Annotated in this window: 14 protein-coding genes; 3 read left to right on the top strand and 11 right to left on the bottom strand. The window is 68.6% G+C overall.

The window, feature by feature from the left end; genetic code table 11:
• Positions 1–93: 93 nt before the first annotated feature.
• Entirely contained in the window at positions 94–1,695 is a 1,602-nt protein-coding gene (locus tag DB31_RS32100) for a methyl-accepting chemotaxis protein (RefSeq protein ID WP_052420423.1), read from the top strand.
• Positions 1,696–1,701: 6 nt separating this feature from the next.
• Positions 1,702–1,869, top strand: coding sequence for a hypothetical protein (locus tag DB31_RS49225; protein WP_205628607.1), 168 nt, complete (start codon positions 1,702–1,704; stop codon positions 1,867–1,869).
• Between the two features lie 4 nt (positions 1,870–1,873).
• On the opposite strand, the gene DB31_RS32095 is transcribed toward DB31_RS49225, so the two are convergent.
• Positions 1,874–3,796, bottom strand: coding sequence for a glycoside hydrolase family 30 beta sandwich domain-containing protein (locus DB31_RS32095; protein ID WP_240486978.1), 1,923 nt, complete (start codon positions 3,794–3,796; stop codon positions 1,874–1,876).
• 141 nt (positions 3,797–3,937) lie between these two features.
• On the opposite strand from DB31_RS32095, the gene DB31_RS32090 reads away from it, so the two are divergent.
• The gene (locus DB31_RS32090; protein ID WP_240486977.1) at positions 3,938–4,846 is read left to right on the top strand and encodes a glycoside hydrolase family protein; all 909 of its coding nucleotides are present in this window, start codon (positions 3,938–3,940) and stop codon (positions 4,844–4,846) included.
• Between the two features lie 37 nt (positions 4,847–4,883).
• Here the strand turns inward: DB31_RS32090 and DB31_RS32085 are convergent, their stop codons facing one another.
• The 10 genes from DB31_RS32085 to tssA form a co-directional block, all read right to left on the bottom strand.
• On the bottom strand, positions 4,884–5,393 hold the full coding sequence (locus tag DB31_RS32085; protein WP_044194609.1) for an RICIN domain-containing protein: 510 nt from the start codon (positions 5,391–5,393) through the stop codon (positions 4,884–4,886).
• A gap of 70 nt (positions 5,394–5,463) precedes the next feature.
• Positions 5,464–6,024 (bottom strand): toxin-antitoxin system YwqK family antitoxin, encoded by a 561-nt coding sequence (locus tag DB31_RS32080; protein ID WP_044194606.1) that lies wholly within the window; start codon positions 6,022–6,024, stop codon positions 5,464–5,466.
• A gap of 33 nt (positions 6,025–6,057) precedes the next feature.
• Entirely contained in the window at positions 6,058–7,908 is a 1,851-nt protein-coding gene (locus DB31_RS32075) for a type VI secretion system Vgr family protein (RefSeq protein ID WP_052420422.1), read from the bottom strand.
• Positions 7,905–8,924 carry a type VI secretion system baseplate subunit TssG gene (gene tssG, locus DB31_RS32070; RefSeq protein WP_083968940.1) on the bottom strand — a complete coding sequence of 340 codons (1,020 nt, stop codon included), beginning with the start codon at positions 8,922–8,924 and terminating at the stop codon, positions 7,905–7,907. The genes DB31_RS32075 and tssG overlap by 4 nt, the downstream gene beginning before the upstream one ends.
• Positions 8,879–10,696, bottom strand: a complete 1,818-nt coding sequence (gene tssF / locus DB31_RS32065) for a type VI secretion system baseplate subunit TssF (RefSeq protein ID WP_044194603.1) — start codon at positions 10,694–10,696, stop codon at positions 8,879–8,881. The genes tssG and tssF overlap by 46 nt, the downstream gene beginning before the upstream one ends.
• Positions 10,697–10,717: 21 nt before the next feature.
• Positions 10,718–11,176 (bottom strand): Hcp family type VI secretion system effector, encoded by a 459-nt coding sequence (locus tag DB31_RS32060; protein WP_044194601.1) that lies wholly within the window; start codon positions 11,174–11,176, stop codon positions 10,718–10,720.
• Between the two features lie 65 nt (positions 11,177–11,241).
• Positions 11,242–12,750, bottom strand: a complete 1,509-nt coding sequence (tssC, locus tag DB31_RS32055; RefSeq protein ID WP_083968938.1) for a type VI secretion system contractile sheath large subunit — start codon at positions 12,748–12,750, stop codon at positions 11,242–11,244.
• Between the two features lie 40 nt (positions 12,751–12,790).
• The gene (gene tssB, locus DB31_RS32050) at positions 12,791–13,300 is read right to left on the bottom strand and encodes a type VI secretion system contractile sheath small subunit (RefSeq protein WP_044194598.1); all 510 of its coding nucleotides are present in this window, start codon (positions 13,298–13,300) and stop codon (positions 12,791–12,793) included.
• A gap of 61 nt (positions 13,301–13,361) precedes the next feature.
• The gene (gene tssE, locus DB31_RS32045; RefSeq protein WP_052420420.1) at positions 13,362–13,826 is read right to left on the bottom strand and encodes a type VI secretion system baseplate subunit TssE; all 465 of its coding nucleotides are present in this window, start codon (positions 13,824–13,826) and stop codon (positions 13,362–13,364) included.
• 6 nt (positions 13,827–13,832) lie between these two features.
• Positions 13,833–14,936, bottom strand: coding sequence for a type VI secretion system protein TssA (gene tssA, locus DB31_RS32040; RefSeq protein WP_044194595.1), 1,104 nt, complete (start codon positions 14,934–14,936; stop codon positions 13,833–13,835).
• Positions 14,937–14,948 lie beyond the last annotated feature (12 nt).

Here is a 14,948-nt window from a genome sequence, read left to right as displayed (position 1 = left end):
CTCCTGAAGCCAGCGGTGCGCCCGCCGTCTTTGGCTCCAGATGGGGCATTGTGCCCCAGGGAAGCGCGTAATCTGGACACCCCCCCGCTCCGCATGAAGATCCCGCCCTCCGCACGCGAGGTCTGCATGGCGTGGTTCCAGAACCTCAAGATCACCACCAAGCTCCTGGTGGCCTTCCTCTCCTTGCTGCTCCTGTCCTCGGGGCTGGGGGTTTTCGCCCTCGGTGTGATTGATCAGCTCCGCCAGGCGGCGGACGACGCGGCCAACCAATGGGGCCCCAGTGTCCAACACCTCTCGAGGCTGCGCAGCAGCCTGTACCGGCTGCGCACCTCTGAGCTGAGCCACCTCGTGGCCTCGTCCCCCGAGAGGATGGAGCGCTTCGAACGCGAGGCGAAGCAGGCCCGAGAGGACTTCGCGCAGTCCCTGCAGGCCTACCAGCAGGCCTCACGCAAGGAGTCCGAGCGCGCGGCCGTCGACGAGCTCCAGAGGCACTGGGCGAGCTACCTCGAGCAGCACCAGCGCTTGCTCGAACTCTCCCGGCGAACCAAGGGGGATCCAAGTATGGCGTCGCTCCAGCTCCAGACGGAGGAGTCCTTCAAAGCCGTCTCGGAACGGCTGAACACGCTGGTGGGCTCCTTCATCGGAGGCGCGCGCCAGGCGACCGCTCAGGCCGCCGCGGTTCACGAGTCCGCCCGGCGGTGGATCCTCGCCGTGATGTTCTCCAGCTTCTTGCTGGGGGCGCTGCTCTGCCTGGCCGTGGCCCGGAGCATCATCCGTCCTCTCGCGGAGGCGGTCCGTGTCGCGGACCGCATCGCCGAGGGCGAGCTCACCGTGCACATCGAGGCGGCCACCCGGGATGAGGCGGGCCAGATGCTGGCGGCCATGAAGCGCATGGTGCAGCGGCTGGAGCAGACGCTGCGCGAGGTGCTCCAGGGCGCCCGGGCGCTGGCCTCGGCGTCGGCGCAGGTGGCGGCAGCCTCTCAGTCGCTGTCGCAGGGCACCAGCGAGCAGGCCAGCAGCGTGGAGGCGACGACCGCCGGCCTGGAGAGGATGAGCGCCAGCATCCATGAGAATGGCAACCACAGCCGGCAGATGGCGCAGATGGCCCTCCAGGGGGCCGCCGAGGCGTCCGAGAGCGGCCATGCGGTGAAGGAGACGGTGCAGGCGATGAGTGCCATCGCCGAGCGGATCTCCATCATCGAGGAGATGGCCTACCAGACGAACCTGCTGGCCCTGAACGCGGCCATCGAGGCGGCGCGGGCCAGTGAGCACGGCCGGGGCTTCTCGGTGGTGGCGACCGAGGTGCGCAAGCTGGCCGAGCGCGCCCAGGGCGCGGCGCGAGAGATTGGCACCATGGCCTTCCAGAGCGTGAAGGTGGCCGAGCGCTCGGGAACCCTGCTCGAGGCGTTGGTGCCCTCCATCCGGAGGACGTCGGAGCTGGTGCAGGAGGTGGTCTCCAGTTCCACCATGCAGGCCTCCGGGGTGACCCAGATGAATGAGGCGATGAAGCAGGTGGACCGAGTCACGCAGCGCAACGCCTCGGCGGCCGAAGAGCTGTCCTCGACGGCCGAGGAGATGTCGGCCCAAGCCGAGACGCTCCGGCGCCTCGTGTCCTTCTTCCAGGTGTCGTCCGGTCCGGAGGCCCCTTCCCTGGCTGCCCCCACCCGGGTGCAGTCCAACTGGATCGCACCCTGATGATCTGTGTCGCGGTGGGAGCAGAGCGCCGCGGAGCCCACGCCGAAGCGCTCTCTGCTCATCGTCTCGAAGACCACCCACACGCTGGCGATTGTGGACCCCGCCACCCTGGCGGGGGTTGCGTCTTCGGATGGAAAGACGGCCTACGTCTCCAACACCGGCTCGCTTCGATAGCCCGTCAGTTCTTCACCAGCTCGAAGTTGTCGAACGCCGCCCAGTTGTAGGCGTTGGCGTCCGTGTACACGCCGATCTCGATGGATCCGTTGGTCACCTGGATGCCGGTGATCGTGTACTGGGTGTAGTTGGTGACGGCGCTGGAGCCGATCTCCGCCGTCTTCTCCGCGCCCCCATAGTTCTTCGCGTACAGGCGCAGCACCCGCTGGCCGCCGCCTGAGCGCACGTACACGCTGGCCGTGTACGTGCCGTTGGCCACCGACTTCACCTGCCCCAGGACCTGCTGATAGGCCCCCACCTCGAAGAGGGTGAGCTTGTACGAGCCCAGGTAGGGGTAGTCCGTGTCCACCTTGTAGGCCAGCACCGCGTTGTGCCACTCGCTCGTCCAGCTCGACGCAGTGCCCGTCTCGAAGCCCGGGTTGGTCAGCAGGTTCGCCGGCGTGCCCGTGCCCTGACGCGTCCACTTGTACGTGCCCACCGTCTTCGCGGGAATCGTGGCGACCAGCTCCTGGCCCTCGCTCGTGAGCTTGAACGTCTGGCTCGAGCCCGTCTGGTTGATGATGACCGAGACAATCGTGTTGTCCGGGTTGAGGAAGGACACGTTCGTCACCGTGCCGCTGGAGCCATAGGTGCTCGAGATGCGCTTGGCCCCCGGCTGCACGAACTTGGAGTACTGGGCAATCAGGTAGTACTCGGGCAGCAGCCAGTACGTGTCATAGGTGTACGCGTTCTGAATGACCATCGTCGGGCCGGGCGTTCCCGTCCACTGCTCGGGCTTGATGGTGCTGTCGAGCATCGTCACCCAGGCGTTGTAGCTGACCGCCCAGTTGCGGAAGTACTGCGCCATCCGATCTGCCCCCGAGGTGCCCCACCAGGAGCGCTCCGTCATCAGCATGTTCTTGCTGGGATAGGAGTTGTGCACCGTGGTCATGGTGCTCGGGTCGCCCGCGTAGTCGTGGAAGGCCACCCCGTCCACCGCCGCGTTCGCCGTGGCGTCGCTCATGATGGGCGCCATGTACGCCGCCGCCGAGTCGAAGTTGTGGTCATACGCCCAGATCTTCACCCCGCTCAGGCCGTTGGCGTTCAGCTCGTTGCGCACGGCAATGATGAGCTGGCGCTCCTGGTCCGCGGTGACGTGGGTGCTCGGGTAGTCCGGCGCCGTGTACAACGGCTCGTTCTGCACCGTGAGCCCGTAGATGGGGATGCCCTGCGCCTGGTAGGCCTGGATCGCCTTGCGGTAGTACGTGGCGAGCACCGGGATGTGCTGCGTCAGCAGCTTGCCGCCGATGAGGCTCTGGTTGTCCTTCATCCACGCCGGCGGGCTCCAGGGGCTCGCGAAGATCTTCAGGTTGGGATTGACCGCCAGCGCCTGCTTGAGCGTGGAGATGATGTTGTAGTCGATGTCCTTCTGGATGGAGAAGTACGTCAGGCTCGGGTCCGTCTGCCCATAGGGCCGGTCGTCATAGGTGTAGAACGTGCGGCCCGTGAAGTCAGACGTGCCAAAGGTGATGCGCACCAGATTCATGCCCGCGCCGGTGGAGGGCGACAGCAGCTTCTGCAGCACCTCCGTCCGCTTCGCCGAGGACATCCGCGCCAGGTTGAAGATCGTCGACTCCTCCAGCGACGTGCCGATGCCGAGGATGCTCTGGTACTGCACCGAGGGATCCACGGCGATCGAGGTGGCGGACGTGGAGGTCGGGTCAGTGAAGGCGCTCGAGGCCTGCTGGCTCAGCGCATAGGGAGACGACATCGGCCCGTTGAACCAGGCCCCATCGCCCGGGTTTTTCTCGGACGACCAGACGACCTGCACCGTGGGACCTGCCGAGGCCGTCATCCCGGCGAGCAGTCCCAGGGCGAGACAGGCCATCCTCAGGCCCTTCGAAGACAACGAGAGGCGCTTCCCCAGTGAGCGAGTGTGGTGCGTCATGGCGGGCTCCTTCTTGGCGAGTCTCGGGGAAGTACGCTCCTGGCTGTGTGATAGTCAAGAATTCCTTGAGTTTCCTGTGATGGCGTTTTCAGATGGGCACAAGTGCCTGCTGGGAAGAGATGGAGACCGATGAGCCCTCGCGTGAAAGCGTTGTGCATCACCGCGCTGCTGCTGCTGGGGTGTGGGTCCAGCAAGCCGGACACGGGCCCCGAGCTTCCGGGGGACGGAGGCACGGAGACTCCGACGGATGGAGGCACTCAGCCGCAGCCTCCGCCCAAGAGTGCCAAGCGGGGGATTGCCTTCGATCTGGCCACTCCCGAGGACATGGCGGCCGTCTCTTCGGGGGTGAGCTGGTGGTACAACTGGAGCCCTCGGCCCCATGCGGGGGTGCCCACGGACTATCGGTCCCGTTACGGCATGGACTTCATTCCCATGCTCTGGAACGGGAACTTCGACGCCGCCAGCATCGAGGCCTTTCTGAAGGCCCATCCCTCCGTCCAGTACCTGCTGCTCCTCAACGAGCCCAACCTGACGGATCAGGCCAACATGTCGCCCCAGGCCGCCGCGCAGTTGTGGCCTCGGTACGAGAGCGTCGCCGCGAACACCGGGGTGAAACTCGTAGGCCCCGCCATCACCTGGGGCACCTATCCCGGCTACGCGGATCCGATCGTCTGGCTCGACGCCTTCTATGCGGCCTATCGCTCGGCGAATGGGAACCGAGATCCGCGGATCGATTACCTCGCGTTCCACTGGTACGACTATGGGCTGGCGCAGCAGCTGGACCGGCTCAAGAAGTACGGCAAGCCGTTCTGGGTCACCGAGTTCGCCAACTGCCACACCCAGAGGGATGGCGCGCAGATCGACTCGGTGGCCAAGCAGAAGGCGCAGATGACAGAGATGGTCGCCGTCTGCGAGAGCCGGGAGGACGTGTTCCGCTACGCCTGGTTCACGGGGCGGTGGACGAATGATCCGTGCTTCGCGAGCCTGCTCGGCGCTCCGGGCACGGTGACGGAGCTGGGCGCCCACTATCTCGCCCAGCCCTTCCGCTGACGCGCACGCGGCGACGTTGAAAACGCTTTGCGCTGGGTCAGCCGTCGCGCTGGGGGCTGATGCGGAAGCGTTGCTCGTCCTTACCGGTGCACGTGGCCTGGATCAGCCCGGAGTCCTTGCTCTGCGGCGCCGACAGGCACTTGCCGCTGAGCTCATTGCGGAGCTCGCGGTGGCCATCGGCGCCCCGGTCGCTCACCCGGAACACCTGGCACGTCGCGCCGTTGCATGGCTTCTGGACGATCGCGGCACCGTCCTCGGTGCTCCCTCGCTCGACGTCGACGCACCATGGGCTCTGCTGGGAGACGATGTTGAACGTCTGATCCTCAGGCTTGCCCACCGGCTTGAGCGAGAAGTTCTGGCCGGGCAGGGCCTTGTTGGGGGACAGCAGGATCGCCGCTCCGTCCTTTCCCTCGGGCCCGCCGCCCAGCGTCAGCACCTGGGGGCTGTCCTTGCGGGTGATAGCGAGAGGGGTGGGCTCGGCGCGCGCCAGCGCACTCGAGCCCCAAGTCACGGCGGCAATCATTGCCAGGGACAGCATCCGGCGCATCGTGTGTCTCCTTGAGAAGGTGAAAGGTGAGGCTCCCCATCCATTGGAGTGTTCCGAGGGCCGATGTGACTCAGGTGCCGTGGCTCCCCTGGAGCCAGCCCTGCAGCCAGGAGGAGAGGGGCGCGCGGTCCGGGGCTGCTTTCTCCTCAGGCGTGGCCCCAGGGGCCTGCTGTTCATGTGGCCCTGTGTTCTCCTCAAGAGGATGTCCCTGCTGGAAGAGCACCCGGCGGGTGAGCCGGCCTGCCTCGTAGAGCTCGAGCGGACCCTCGGGGGTGCCCTCTGCCAGGGTGTGCTTCATCAAGGGCTGGCCGTCCTGCCAAGCGTGCAGCTCGCCATGCAGCCGGCCCTCGTGGAAGCCCAACTGGAGACGGAGGCGCCCCTCTTCGCCTTGAAGCTCCGCCGGTCCCTTGAGCTGGCCTGAAACGAACGTCACCCGCTGCACCACCTGACCGTCCGGGCCGTAGTGGATCGTGGGACCGTGCAGCGTGCCCGCGTGCCAGGTCGACTCCTGGATGCGCCGGCCCGCTTCGTCATAGGTGGTGGCCACGCCCTCCAGCCGCCCCTCGTCATCCAGGGTGAAGCGCTCGCGCACCCGCGCCCGCTCGTCCGTCTCCGTGTATTCCCTCGGCATGGTTCTCCCCCCGTTGTCTTCGTGGTGGTGCGCTCAGCCTGTGGGCGGCATCGGTGGGAGCGGCGGCCCCCCCATGGGCTGCATGATCATCGGCCCCTGGATGATGAGCGGCGTTGCCTTGAGCATGTGCACGAGCCGGGCGTTGGTGACCATCGTCTGGGCGTCGGCCAGCATCGCCAGGCCGGACGTGTGCCGCATCATCGTCCCCGCCGAGCTCTCCAGCACGAGCTGGGCCTTCTGCGTCAGGTTCGTCCCAGCCAGGCTCGTGAGCGACATCCCCGCCCGCTGGGTGAAGTTCCTCCCCGCCTTGAGGTTGATGGAGCCCCGGACGTCCAGGGTGAGGTTGCCCCGCACCCGGATCGTGCAGTTGCCCTGGATCTCCGTCACGCTGTCGCGCTGCACCGAGACTTTCATGTCCCGGCGGGCGTGCAGGGCGAGCTCCTCCGCCCCCTTCTTGTCCTCGAAGGACAGCTCATTGGGCGGGCCCTCGCCCGAGGCATCGCCGCGCACCGTGCTCCGCGTTTGCCCCGCAGGCAGCGGGTACGGCACCTGCTGCTCGGCGTTGTAGACGGAGCCGGTGATGATGGGCCGATCCGGATCTCCATCCAGGAAGGTGACCAGCACCTCCTGGCCCACGTGGGGCAGGAAGAAGTTCCCCCAGCCCTTGCCGGCCTGGCCCTGCGCCACCCGGATCCAGCACGAGCTGCGCTCGTCCTTCCGGCCCTGGCGATCCCAGTGGAACTGGACCTTCACCCGGCCAAACTGATCCGTCCAGATCTCCTCACCCGCCTTGCCCACCACGCGGGCGCTCTGCACGCCGGTGGCCATCGGCCGGGGCGTCACTCGGGGCGGACGGAAGGGCGTGGCAGCCGGGAAGGCCTCGAAGCTGTTGGTGTACCCCTCCACCGTGGCCGCGTGGGACACCCAGCGCAGCACGTACTCCGCATTGATGTCCTTGCGCTCGTGCTCGGCGAGGGTGAAGCGGTAGCCGGGGATGAACCAACGCACGTGGCTCTGGCCTCGCAGCGCCCGGGACTGCACCTCGTGGGCCTCCAGGCGGATGCGGCCGCGCTGCTCGCCCTGGTCCTGGCGGGTGAAGGTCCCCGGGTACTCGTACTGCTCGAGGCGCGCCTCCGGGCCGCTCACCCGCGCCTGGAGCCGCGTCGAGGGCGTCTGGAAGGAGTAGTCCCCCAACGCGTAGCGCCCGGGCACCACCTGCTGTTCCATCTGGCACCCCGTCACGGCATCGTCCGTCCGCGCCGCGCCTTGATGGCCCTGCACGCGGGCCACCCCCGGCCCCGGGCAGGGCAGATGGGCCGCCGCATCGTCCGCTAGCACCAGCGTGTGCCGGTCCTTCGTGTGCTCGAAGAAGTAGAAGATGCCCTCGTCCTCCATGAGCCGCGAGGCGAAGTCGAACGCGGACTCCTGGTGCTGCACGCAGTACTCGCGAGGGGTGTAGCTGCGCCGCAGCGCCAGCCGGAAGTCGCTGAAGCCCTGCTCCCGGAAGAGCTGCTGGAGGAGCTCCGGCACCGTCAGGTTCTGGAAGATGCGGCTGTCGCGGGTGAGCGTGAGCAGCCACAGCCAGGGGCGCAGCTCGGCGATGTACCGGGTGAAGTCCGAGAAGGTGCCGGCCTGGACGAAGCGGGTGACGAGTCCATGGAAGCACCGCTCGGTACCGTCGCGCAGCACCAGGGAGATGGCCGCGCCCTGGCCCACCAGCCGCGAGAAGTCCACGTCGAGCCGCTCGGAGTGCAGCTCCAGGGTGAAGTGGAAGGGCTGCGATAAGGCCTCCTCGCCCTGGAAGCCGTGCAGCCGCAGCACGTCCTTGCCCATCGGCGTGGTGACGGAGAGATAAACCTGATCCTGCGTGAATCCCGACCTCATGGTCCCTCCTCGTGTGCGGCCAGGTGATGGGGTGCGAGCGCCACCGTCTGGACTCCCTGTCGGCCGGGGCTGGCGCGCAGCCAGGAAGTCCACCCCAGGCGTGGGCCGCTCGGAGCGCTTAGGGGCTGCGCGGGGATCTCCGCGGCGCGCACGGACAGCACCAGCCGCACCTCGAGGCCCGGACCCAGCGCGAACCGGGTGAGCGAGCGCAGGGTGCCCAGGCCCCGGCTCCCCGGCAGCAGCTCCACGTAGCGGCGCCACGAGAGAGGCCCCAGCTCCAGCTCCACACCCGCCTGCTCCAGCCACGCGCGCGTGCCCAGCACCGCGTCCTGGCCGAGCCGCTGGTTGCCGCCGGTGAGGCCCAGCCGCGTCCACTGCTCCGCCTCCAGCGGCAGCCACGCACCCTGGGGCGCTCTCGGCCTCACCCCCACGCTCAGCGCGTCCGAGATCAGGGCCCGCAGCGCTTCCAGGGACACGGGCCGGTGCGCGAGCAGCCCCGCGTAGCGCAGCAGCATGCGATCTTCGACTTCCAGCCGTCCTCGCGTCCCCCGGGTGCCCAGCCCCATCCACGCGTACAGGTAGCGGGCCACGGCGTGGGCCTCAGGCGGGCCCGGCTCCAGCCACACCCGGCGCAGCACCCGCCCCTGGTACAGCAGCGACAGCAGCCGGTGGTGGAAGATGTCCAGGAAGTCGCGCAGCCCCGTGTCCCCCGCGCGCGTCCGGTCCCGGAGCTGTTGGGCGAAGGGCCTCGGCAGCGGCCCCTGCACCCCGCCCAGCCCGAGGAAGGCCACCGTCAGCTCCGGCGCCTCTCCCGGCCGCGCGGGTGGCTTCACCTGGACGATGTCGCTGGGGGGAAAGGCCATGTCTCCCGAGGAGCGCAGGCGCACCGGTGCCTCGGGGCGCAGCCGCCGCAGCAGGCGCATCGCCTGGAAGAAGTCGAAGCGGTGGCCGGACTCGAAGAGCTCCTGCGCTACACCAGGGGCGCGTCGCCGGCCATGGGGGGCCATCGCTTCCATGTGTCCTCCCGCTGCTCGCTCCTCGCGACGAGCTGGGTAAAGGAATCCACCGGGGCGTACAGGCCGAGGAAGTGGTGGAGCACCGCCGCGAGCAGCAGGGCGCTGCCGCCCACGTAGCGGGACTCGTCGAAGGTGAGGGTGATCTCCAGGCCCCGGCAGAAGCCTCGCCAGGCCTCCCAGCCTCGCTGGCGCACCACCGGGCGGCTCTCCAGCCCTGTCAGCCCCTGGAGTTGCTGCACGGACACCTGGCCGCCGGAGCAGTCATGCAGCCGCAGCAGCTCCTCGAGCGCCTCCAGCGCCCGCGGGCCGGTGGCGAGCGAGAGGTGGTTCAACGACAGCAACGAGACGAGCTGCCACAGCACGGGGCCCTTGTCCGGAGGCTCGCGGGGAGGCGTGGGGCGGCGCAGGCAGCGGATGGCGCCCACGGGGACCCGCTCCTCCACCTGCAGCGCCGAGCCGGGCGCCAACTGCACGGGCAGCTCCCCGTTGGTGCACAGCGTGTGCACGTGCAGCGTCTGCTCCGCGGGCAGGTGGGGATCGAGCTCCAGATCCACGAAGGACAGCAGCACCTGCGAGCCCTGTCCCCCCGCTCGGCCGGTGGGCTGGCGCCGGGTGTACCAGAAGGCGCGCGGCTCCTCTCCGTCCTCCCCGTGGCTCCAGGAGAAGAGGGGATCGACTTCCCTCGTGCTCCCGGCTCCCTCCGTGGCAGCGGTGACCGAGAGGATGGAGTGGAGCTCCAGCTCCCTCGGGCGGCGGTAGTCGGGCACCAGCGGATACTCGGTGCGGCGCTGATCCAGCCGGACGGGCTCGGCCAGCTTGGGGAAGAGGTTGATGATGGGGGTGCAGCCCAGCCGGAACGTCTCGGGCGTGAGCGCGAGGCCCTCGCTGGGCGCGCCTTCCAGCAGCACGTAGACCTCGAGCGCTTGCTGGGAGGCCTGGAGGCACGCGCGCTCCAGCGCCAGCTCGAAGAAGAGGAACTTCTCGGGGAAGGCGAAGTACTCCTGCAGCAGGCGGTAGCCGCGGTGCAGGTGCGGAGGGGAGGGCAGCACTGCCTCCTCGGGGCCGAAGCCGAGCTGACGCAGGCTGTCCATGGGCTGGAGGTGAGGCTCATCCGGTGCGCTGTCCGGCGCAAGCGCCACGCCTCGGGCCTGGCAGGTGAGCAGCTCGTAGAGGCGGAAGGCCACCTCGGGAGGGCCGTCGAGGAAGAACTGGAGCCGGTCCAGCTGCAGCTCCGCCAGCTGGGCTCCGCGCGCCTCCAGCCGGAGCCGCAGCACCGCGGACACGTCCCGCCGCGTGCGCAGCCAGCTGAAGGAGAGCGGGGACTCCAGGCTCGCTTCCGCCACCTTCAGCGGCCAGAGGGTCACCGGTGAGCAGGTGCGGAAGCGGCAGGTCTGCCCCGGGCGCGGCTCGGCCAGCAGCTGCGTGCCGCGCTCGATGCGGTGGCCCGCGAGGGGCAGGCCCGCCGCCGTATCCACCTCGAAGCAGGCGATGGACAGCGAGGGCAGGGGCTCCACCAGGTGAGGGGCCAGCAGGCCCAGCAGTGTGGTGGAGAGCTCCGGCAGATCGCTGTCGAAGGCGTGCTGGACGCGCGCGGTGAGGAATGCGAACGACTCGATGAGGCGCTCCACGTGGGGATCGCCCACCTCGCTCGCTCCTAAACGCAGCCTCGCGGCCAGCTTGGGGTAGTGGGCGGCGAACTCCGCCCCTTCCCCGCGCAGCCAGGCCAGTTCCCGCTGGTAGGCCTGGAGCAGTTCATCCTGTTGGGTGCCCATCGCGCTCCTCCGTCCGCTGGCTCAGGCCGTCTTGTTGGTCTTGCGATCCCACTTCGTCGAGTTGCTCGCGCCCTCTTTCCACTCGATGGTCGCGTAGTCGAGCGACACCGTCTCGACGGGGTCTCCCCGGGCGCCTCCCGCGACGGAGATCGACGTGATGACGACTTCGGTCAGCTCGTACGTGAAGATGACGCTGTCATCGCTGCCGGCGACGGTGAGGGTGGCGTTGCCCACGCTCTCGCCTTTGCTGCAGGACAGGTAGAGGTTGGGGGAGGCCTTATCCACCAACTTGGTGATCTGGAACTCTCCGTGGTTGGGACGTCCCTGGCGCTTGATCTCCCCATCGTTGGAGCGCTCATTGAGCGTCATGGGGAAGGTCAGCCCGTAGCGGTAGGAGAGGACTTCGATCTGGCCCGAATAAGCCTGCACCTTGGAGCTGCCCGGCGCCTTGGCGATCTTCAGATAAATGCTTTCTGGCATGGTCTATGGCCTCGCGTGAGAGAGGGGTGAAGGGATGAGATGTGACGAGTGGGGGTGGGCCCGCCTCATGCGGCCGGCTGGGGCAGCTCCGCCACCAGGCGGATCGAGGCGGTCAGCTCGTTGAGCTGGAAGTGGGGGCGCAGGAACACCACCGCCCGGTACGTGCCAGGGTGGCCAGGGACCTCGGCCACGTCCACCCGGGCCTCGCGCAGCGGCTGGCGGGCCTTGATGGAGAAGGAGGCGTTCTCGTTGGTCTGCACGTACTGGCTGATCCACCGGTTGAGGAAGGCGGAGATTTCCTGGCTGGAAGCGAAGCCGCCCACCTTGTCGCGCATGATGACCTTGAGGTAGTGCGCGAAGCGCGACGAGGCCAGGATGTACGGCAGCTGCGAGGACAGCTCCGCGTTGGCGTTGGCCTGGGGCGTGTCGTAGCGGCGGGGCTTGTGGGCCGTCTGCGCGCCGAAGAAGGCCGCGTAGTCGGTGCCCTTGCTGTGGCACAGGGTGATGAAGCCCAGATCGCTGAGCTCCTTTTCGCGCCGGTCGGTGATGGCCACCTCCGTGGGGCACTTCTGGGCGATGTCTCCCTCGTCCGTGCGGAAGGTGTGCGTGGGCAGCCCCTGGACGATGCCGCCGCTCTCTACCCCGCGGATGTTGGCGCACCACTGGTACTGCGCGAAGGCGTGGGTGATGCGCAGGCCCAGCGCATAGGCCGCGTTGCCCCACAGGTACTTGTGGTGATCGCGACCGTCCACGTCCTCGCGGTAGCCGAAGCCCTCCACCGGCGCCGTGTCCTCGCCGTAGGGCAACCGCATCAGCACGTGGGGCAGCACCAGCCCCACGTACCGCGCGTCCTCCGAGTCCCGGAAGCTGCGGTAGCGGATGAGCTCCGTGCTCTCGAAGGTGCGCGCCAGATCCCTCGGCGCCCCGATGTCCGTGAAGCTGTCCAGATCGAACAGCGAGGGACTGGCCGCGGAGATGAAGGGCGCGTGCGCGGCGGCGGCCACGTGGGAGATTCCTTCCAGCAGCGCCACGTCCCGCGGGCTCCGGCCGAACTCGTAGTCGCCGAGGAGGACCCCGTATGGCTGCCCGCCGAAGGTGCCGTACTCCTCCTCGTAGAGCTTCTTGAAGAGGGCGCTCTGATCGAACTCGGGTGCCCGCTCCAGATCCTCAAGCAGCTCCTTCTTCGTGGCGTGGAGCACCCGGAGCTTCAGGTTTGTCCCCGTCTCCGTGTCGTGGACCATCAGGTGCAGGCCCCGCCACGAGGCCTCCAGCCGCTGGAAGGGCTCGGCGTGGAGCACCTCGTCCAGCTGCGCGCCCAGCAGCTCGTCGATGCGCGCGATGCGCTGGTGGATGAGCGCCACCAGATCCGCCTCGGGCGAGACGGAGTCTTGGGTGAGGGCCTGCTCCACGAACTCGCCCACCAGCTCCCGGGCGCGAGGCTGCTGGCCGTCCTCTCGCGCCAGCCGGCCCTCCTCGATGATGCGCGTGAGCAGCCCTTGCTCTGGCTGCAGGGTCTGCGTCTGTTGCTGCCGCGGGGGTTCCTGCGTGGCTTCTTGCGTGCCTTCCTCGAACATCACTTCCTCCGTTTCAGGTTTGGGGGTTGGGCTTCAGGGGTCAGTGCTCCGTGGGAGCCTTCAGCTCGGCCTCGAGCGCCTGGAGGCGGGACTTGTCCGCCAGCACGGACCGCAGCAGCTCCGCCAGCGCGTCGTTGCCGTCCAGCTTGGCCAGCAGGTCCACCAGCCGCTGGCGCGACTCCAGGAGCTTGCGCAGCGGCTCGATCTGCTCGACGAGCTGGCGCGGGTGGAACGAGTCCATGCTTTGGAATCGCAGCTCCACGGCCATGCTGCCGCCGTCCTCGCGGAGCTTGTCCGGCACGGACAGCCGCAGCCTCGGCCCGGTGGCGGCCATCACCTCGTCGAAGTTGTCGCGGTCGATCTCGACGAACTTGCGTTCCTTCAGCCGCGGGAGCTCCTGCTGCTGCCCTGCCAGATCCGCCAGGATGCCGACCACCAGCGGCAGCTCCTTCTGCTCCACCGCGTCACCGATCTCCACGTCGTAGGTGATCTGCACCCGAGGGGGCCGGATCCGGGTCAGGATGTGTTGAGTGCTTTCCTTCGCGGGCATGTCGTCTCTCCTTCGAGAGGGTTGGGGTTCGTGGGATGGAGCCGGGCGCCGCCGGATGTGATCAGCGCTCGTGCTCCACCTCCACCAGCCTCCCGCTCCGGTCCAGCCGCAGCGGGAGGGAGATGGACTCGTTGATTGGGCTCTGAACCAGCCGGGCGGTGATCAGCGCGACGGGGGAGCCCTCCTCCTCGGGAGGAAGCTGGACGGAGACCTGGATCTGCCGCAGGCGTGGCTCGTAGGCCTCGACCGCATGGGCGATGAGCCGCTCCAGGTGCAGGGCCTCGGCGGCGGTTGTCCCGAGTGGCCGCAGGTCCGGTAGCCCATAGTCCAGGGCCGAGCGCTCATGAGGCTCGAGCGCGCCGGCCTGCTCCAAGGTGAGCGTGCAGCGGGTGCTCAACGCGTGCGCCACCTCGCGCCTCACCGAGGCGCGCAGCTGTTCTTCATCGAGCCAGGACACGCTCTCTGTGTCCGTGAGCCTGTCCAGCAGGGGCGCCGCGAATCCGGAGGTCTGGTTGTCTCGGGACATGTCGCCTCACTTCTTCTCCAGCTTCATTCCGAGCAGGGAGTGGATGGCCTCCAGGTGGGAGGCGTTGGGGATCAGCTCCTGGAGGAGCTGCTCGAGAGGCAACTGCCCCCAGAGCACGGCGCGCTTGACCAGGTAGGGGACGGGGCTGTGTGGCTCGGTGCGCCGCAGGTAGTCCGAGGCGAGGCTCAGCCATTGGTAGGCCTCTTCCCGGCTGCGGATGGCGCGCGGGTTCGTCCCCGGGCCCGTAGGGAGCTCGGGAGATTCTCCATCCGCCGGGGTGCCCGCCACCGCCCCTGGTTCCTCCTTCGCGGAGCTGGCGCGCAGCGTGGTGGCCAGGGCCTGGAGGCCTCCGAGGACCTCGCGGGTGCGGCGCAGCAGCGCGCTGGCGCGCCCCAGCTTGGCGTCGAGTGCCTGTTCCAGCGCGGAGCTGGCCTTCAGCAAGGCGTCCATCTCCCGCGCGAGCGTGCCAAGGCCCACGGCCGGCATCTGGGAGGCGATGTCCAGGAAGCGCTCCCGCGTCAGCGGGCCTTCCTCGGCGCTGTCGGCCTCTTCCTCCTCATCGGACGCGGCCTTCGGGGCTCCGCCGCGCTTCTCCTGGTGGAGGATCTGCTGCCAATCCGCGAAGCCGTGGCTCACGGCGTTGGGGCCCTGGGTTCGGACGAGCGGGACCTGGCCGAGGACCGTGGGGAGCCTGTCATCGAGCCACGTCAAAGGGGCGAGCCGGGCCTCCGCGTCCCCCTCCTCGAGAGCGGGCCAGAGCGAGTCCCAGAAGCGCTCCACCAGCGCGCGGGTCAGCCACAGCCCGCGCGCCAGCCCCGCGAAGCCCTGCTGAAACCCCCAGGCCTCCGTGAGCCATGCGGCCAGCTGCAGATCCTTCGAGTCGCGCGTCAGCGCGTGCTGGCAGAGCTCCACCACTTGGGCCCAGTTGGCCCGCTTGAGGGGGGCCTGCCACACGCCTTGGGGCAGCGTGGGGTCATCCTCGCGCCGGGCCTCCCGGAGCTGATCGTAGAGGGGCTCATAGCGCAGGCTGCGGCCCGAGGGCGCTTCGGGAGAGATCGGCCGCAGGAGCGGCTCGAGGTCCGGTGCAGGAGAGGGGAGAACGTCGGCCATGGCGGAGGCTCG

It is taken from the genome of Hyalangium minutum (genome assembly GCF_000737315.1).
Lineage (GTDB): Bacteria > Myxococcota > Myxococcia > Myxococcales > Myxococcaceae > Hyalangium > Hyalangium minutum.
Note: the sequence above shows the minus strand (reverse complement) of the source record. Positions and strands in the feature narration are given on the sequence as shown.

What these genes read in the sequence shown, in the direction of transcription:
- DB31_RS32100 (WP_052420423.1), top strand. Translation starts at nt 94, where the DNA reads ATGAAGATCCCGCCCTCCGCACGCGAGGTCTGCATGGCGTGGTTCCAG.
- DB31_RS32095 (WP_240486978.1), bottom strand. Translation starts at nt 3,796, where the DNA reads ATGACGCACCACACTCGCTCACTGGGGAAGCGCCTCTCGTTGTCTTCG.
- DB31_RS32085 (WP_044194609.1), bottom strand. Translation starts at nt 5,393, where the DNA reads ATGCGCCGGATGCTGTCCCTGGCAATGATTGCCGCCGTGACTTGGGGC.
- DB31_RS32080 (WP_044194606.1), bottom strand. Translation starts at nt 6,024, where the DNA reads ATGCCGAGGGAATACACGGAGACGGACGAGCGGGCGCGGGTGCGCGAG.
- DB31_RS32075 (WP_052420422.1), bottom strand. Translation starts at nt 7,908, where the DNA reads ATGAGGTCGGGATTCACGCAGGATCAGGTTTATCTCTCCGTCACCACG.
- tssG (WP_083968940.1), bottom strand. Translation starts at nt 8,924, where the DNA reads ATGGAAGCGATGGCCCCCCATGGCCGGCGACGCGCCCCTGGTGTAGCG.
- tssF (WP_044194603.1), bottom strand. Translation starts at nt 10,696, where the DNA reads ATGGGCACCCAACAGGATGAACTGCTCCAGGCCTACCAGCGGGAACTG.
- DB31_RS32060 (WP_044194601.1), bottom strand. Translation starts at nt 11,176, where the DNA reads ATGCCAGAAAGCATTTATCTGAAGATCGCCAAGGCGCCGGGCAGCTCC.
- tssC (WP_083968938.1), bottom strand. Translation starts at nt 12,750, where the DNA reads ATGTTCGAGGAAGGCACGCAAGAAGCCACGCAGGAACCCCCGCGGCAG.
- tssB (WP_044194598.1), bottom strand. Translation starts at nt 13,300, where the DNA reads ATGCCCGCGAAGGAAAGCACTCAACACATCCTGACCCGGATCCGGCCC.
- tssE (WP_052420420.1), bottom strand. Translation starts at nt 13,826, where the DNA reads ATGTCCCGAGACAACCAGACCTCCGGATTCGCGGCGCCCCTGCTGGAC.
- tssA (WP_044194595.1), bottom strand. Translation starts at nt 14,936, where the DNA reads ATGGCCGACGTTCTCCCCTCTCCTGCACCGGACCTCGAGCCGCTCCTG.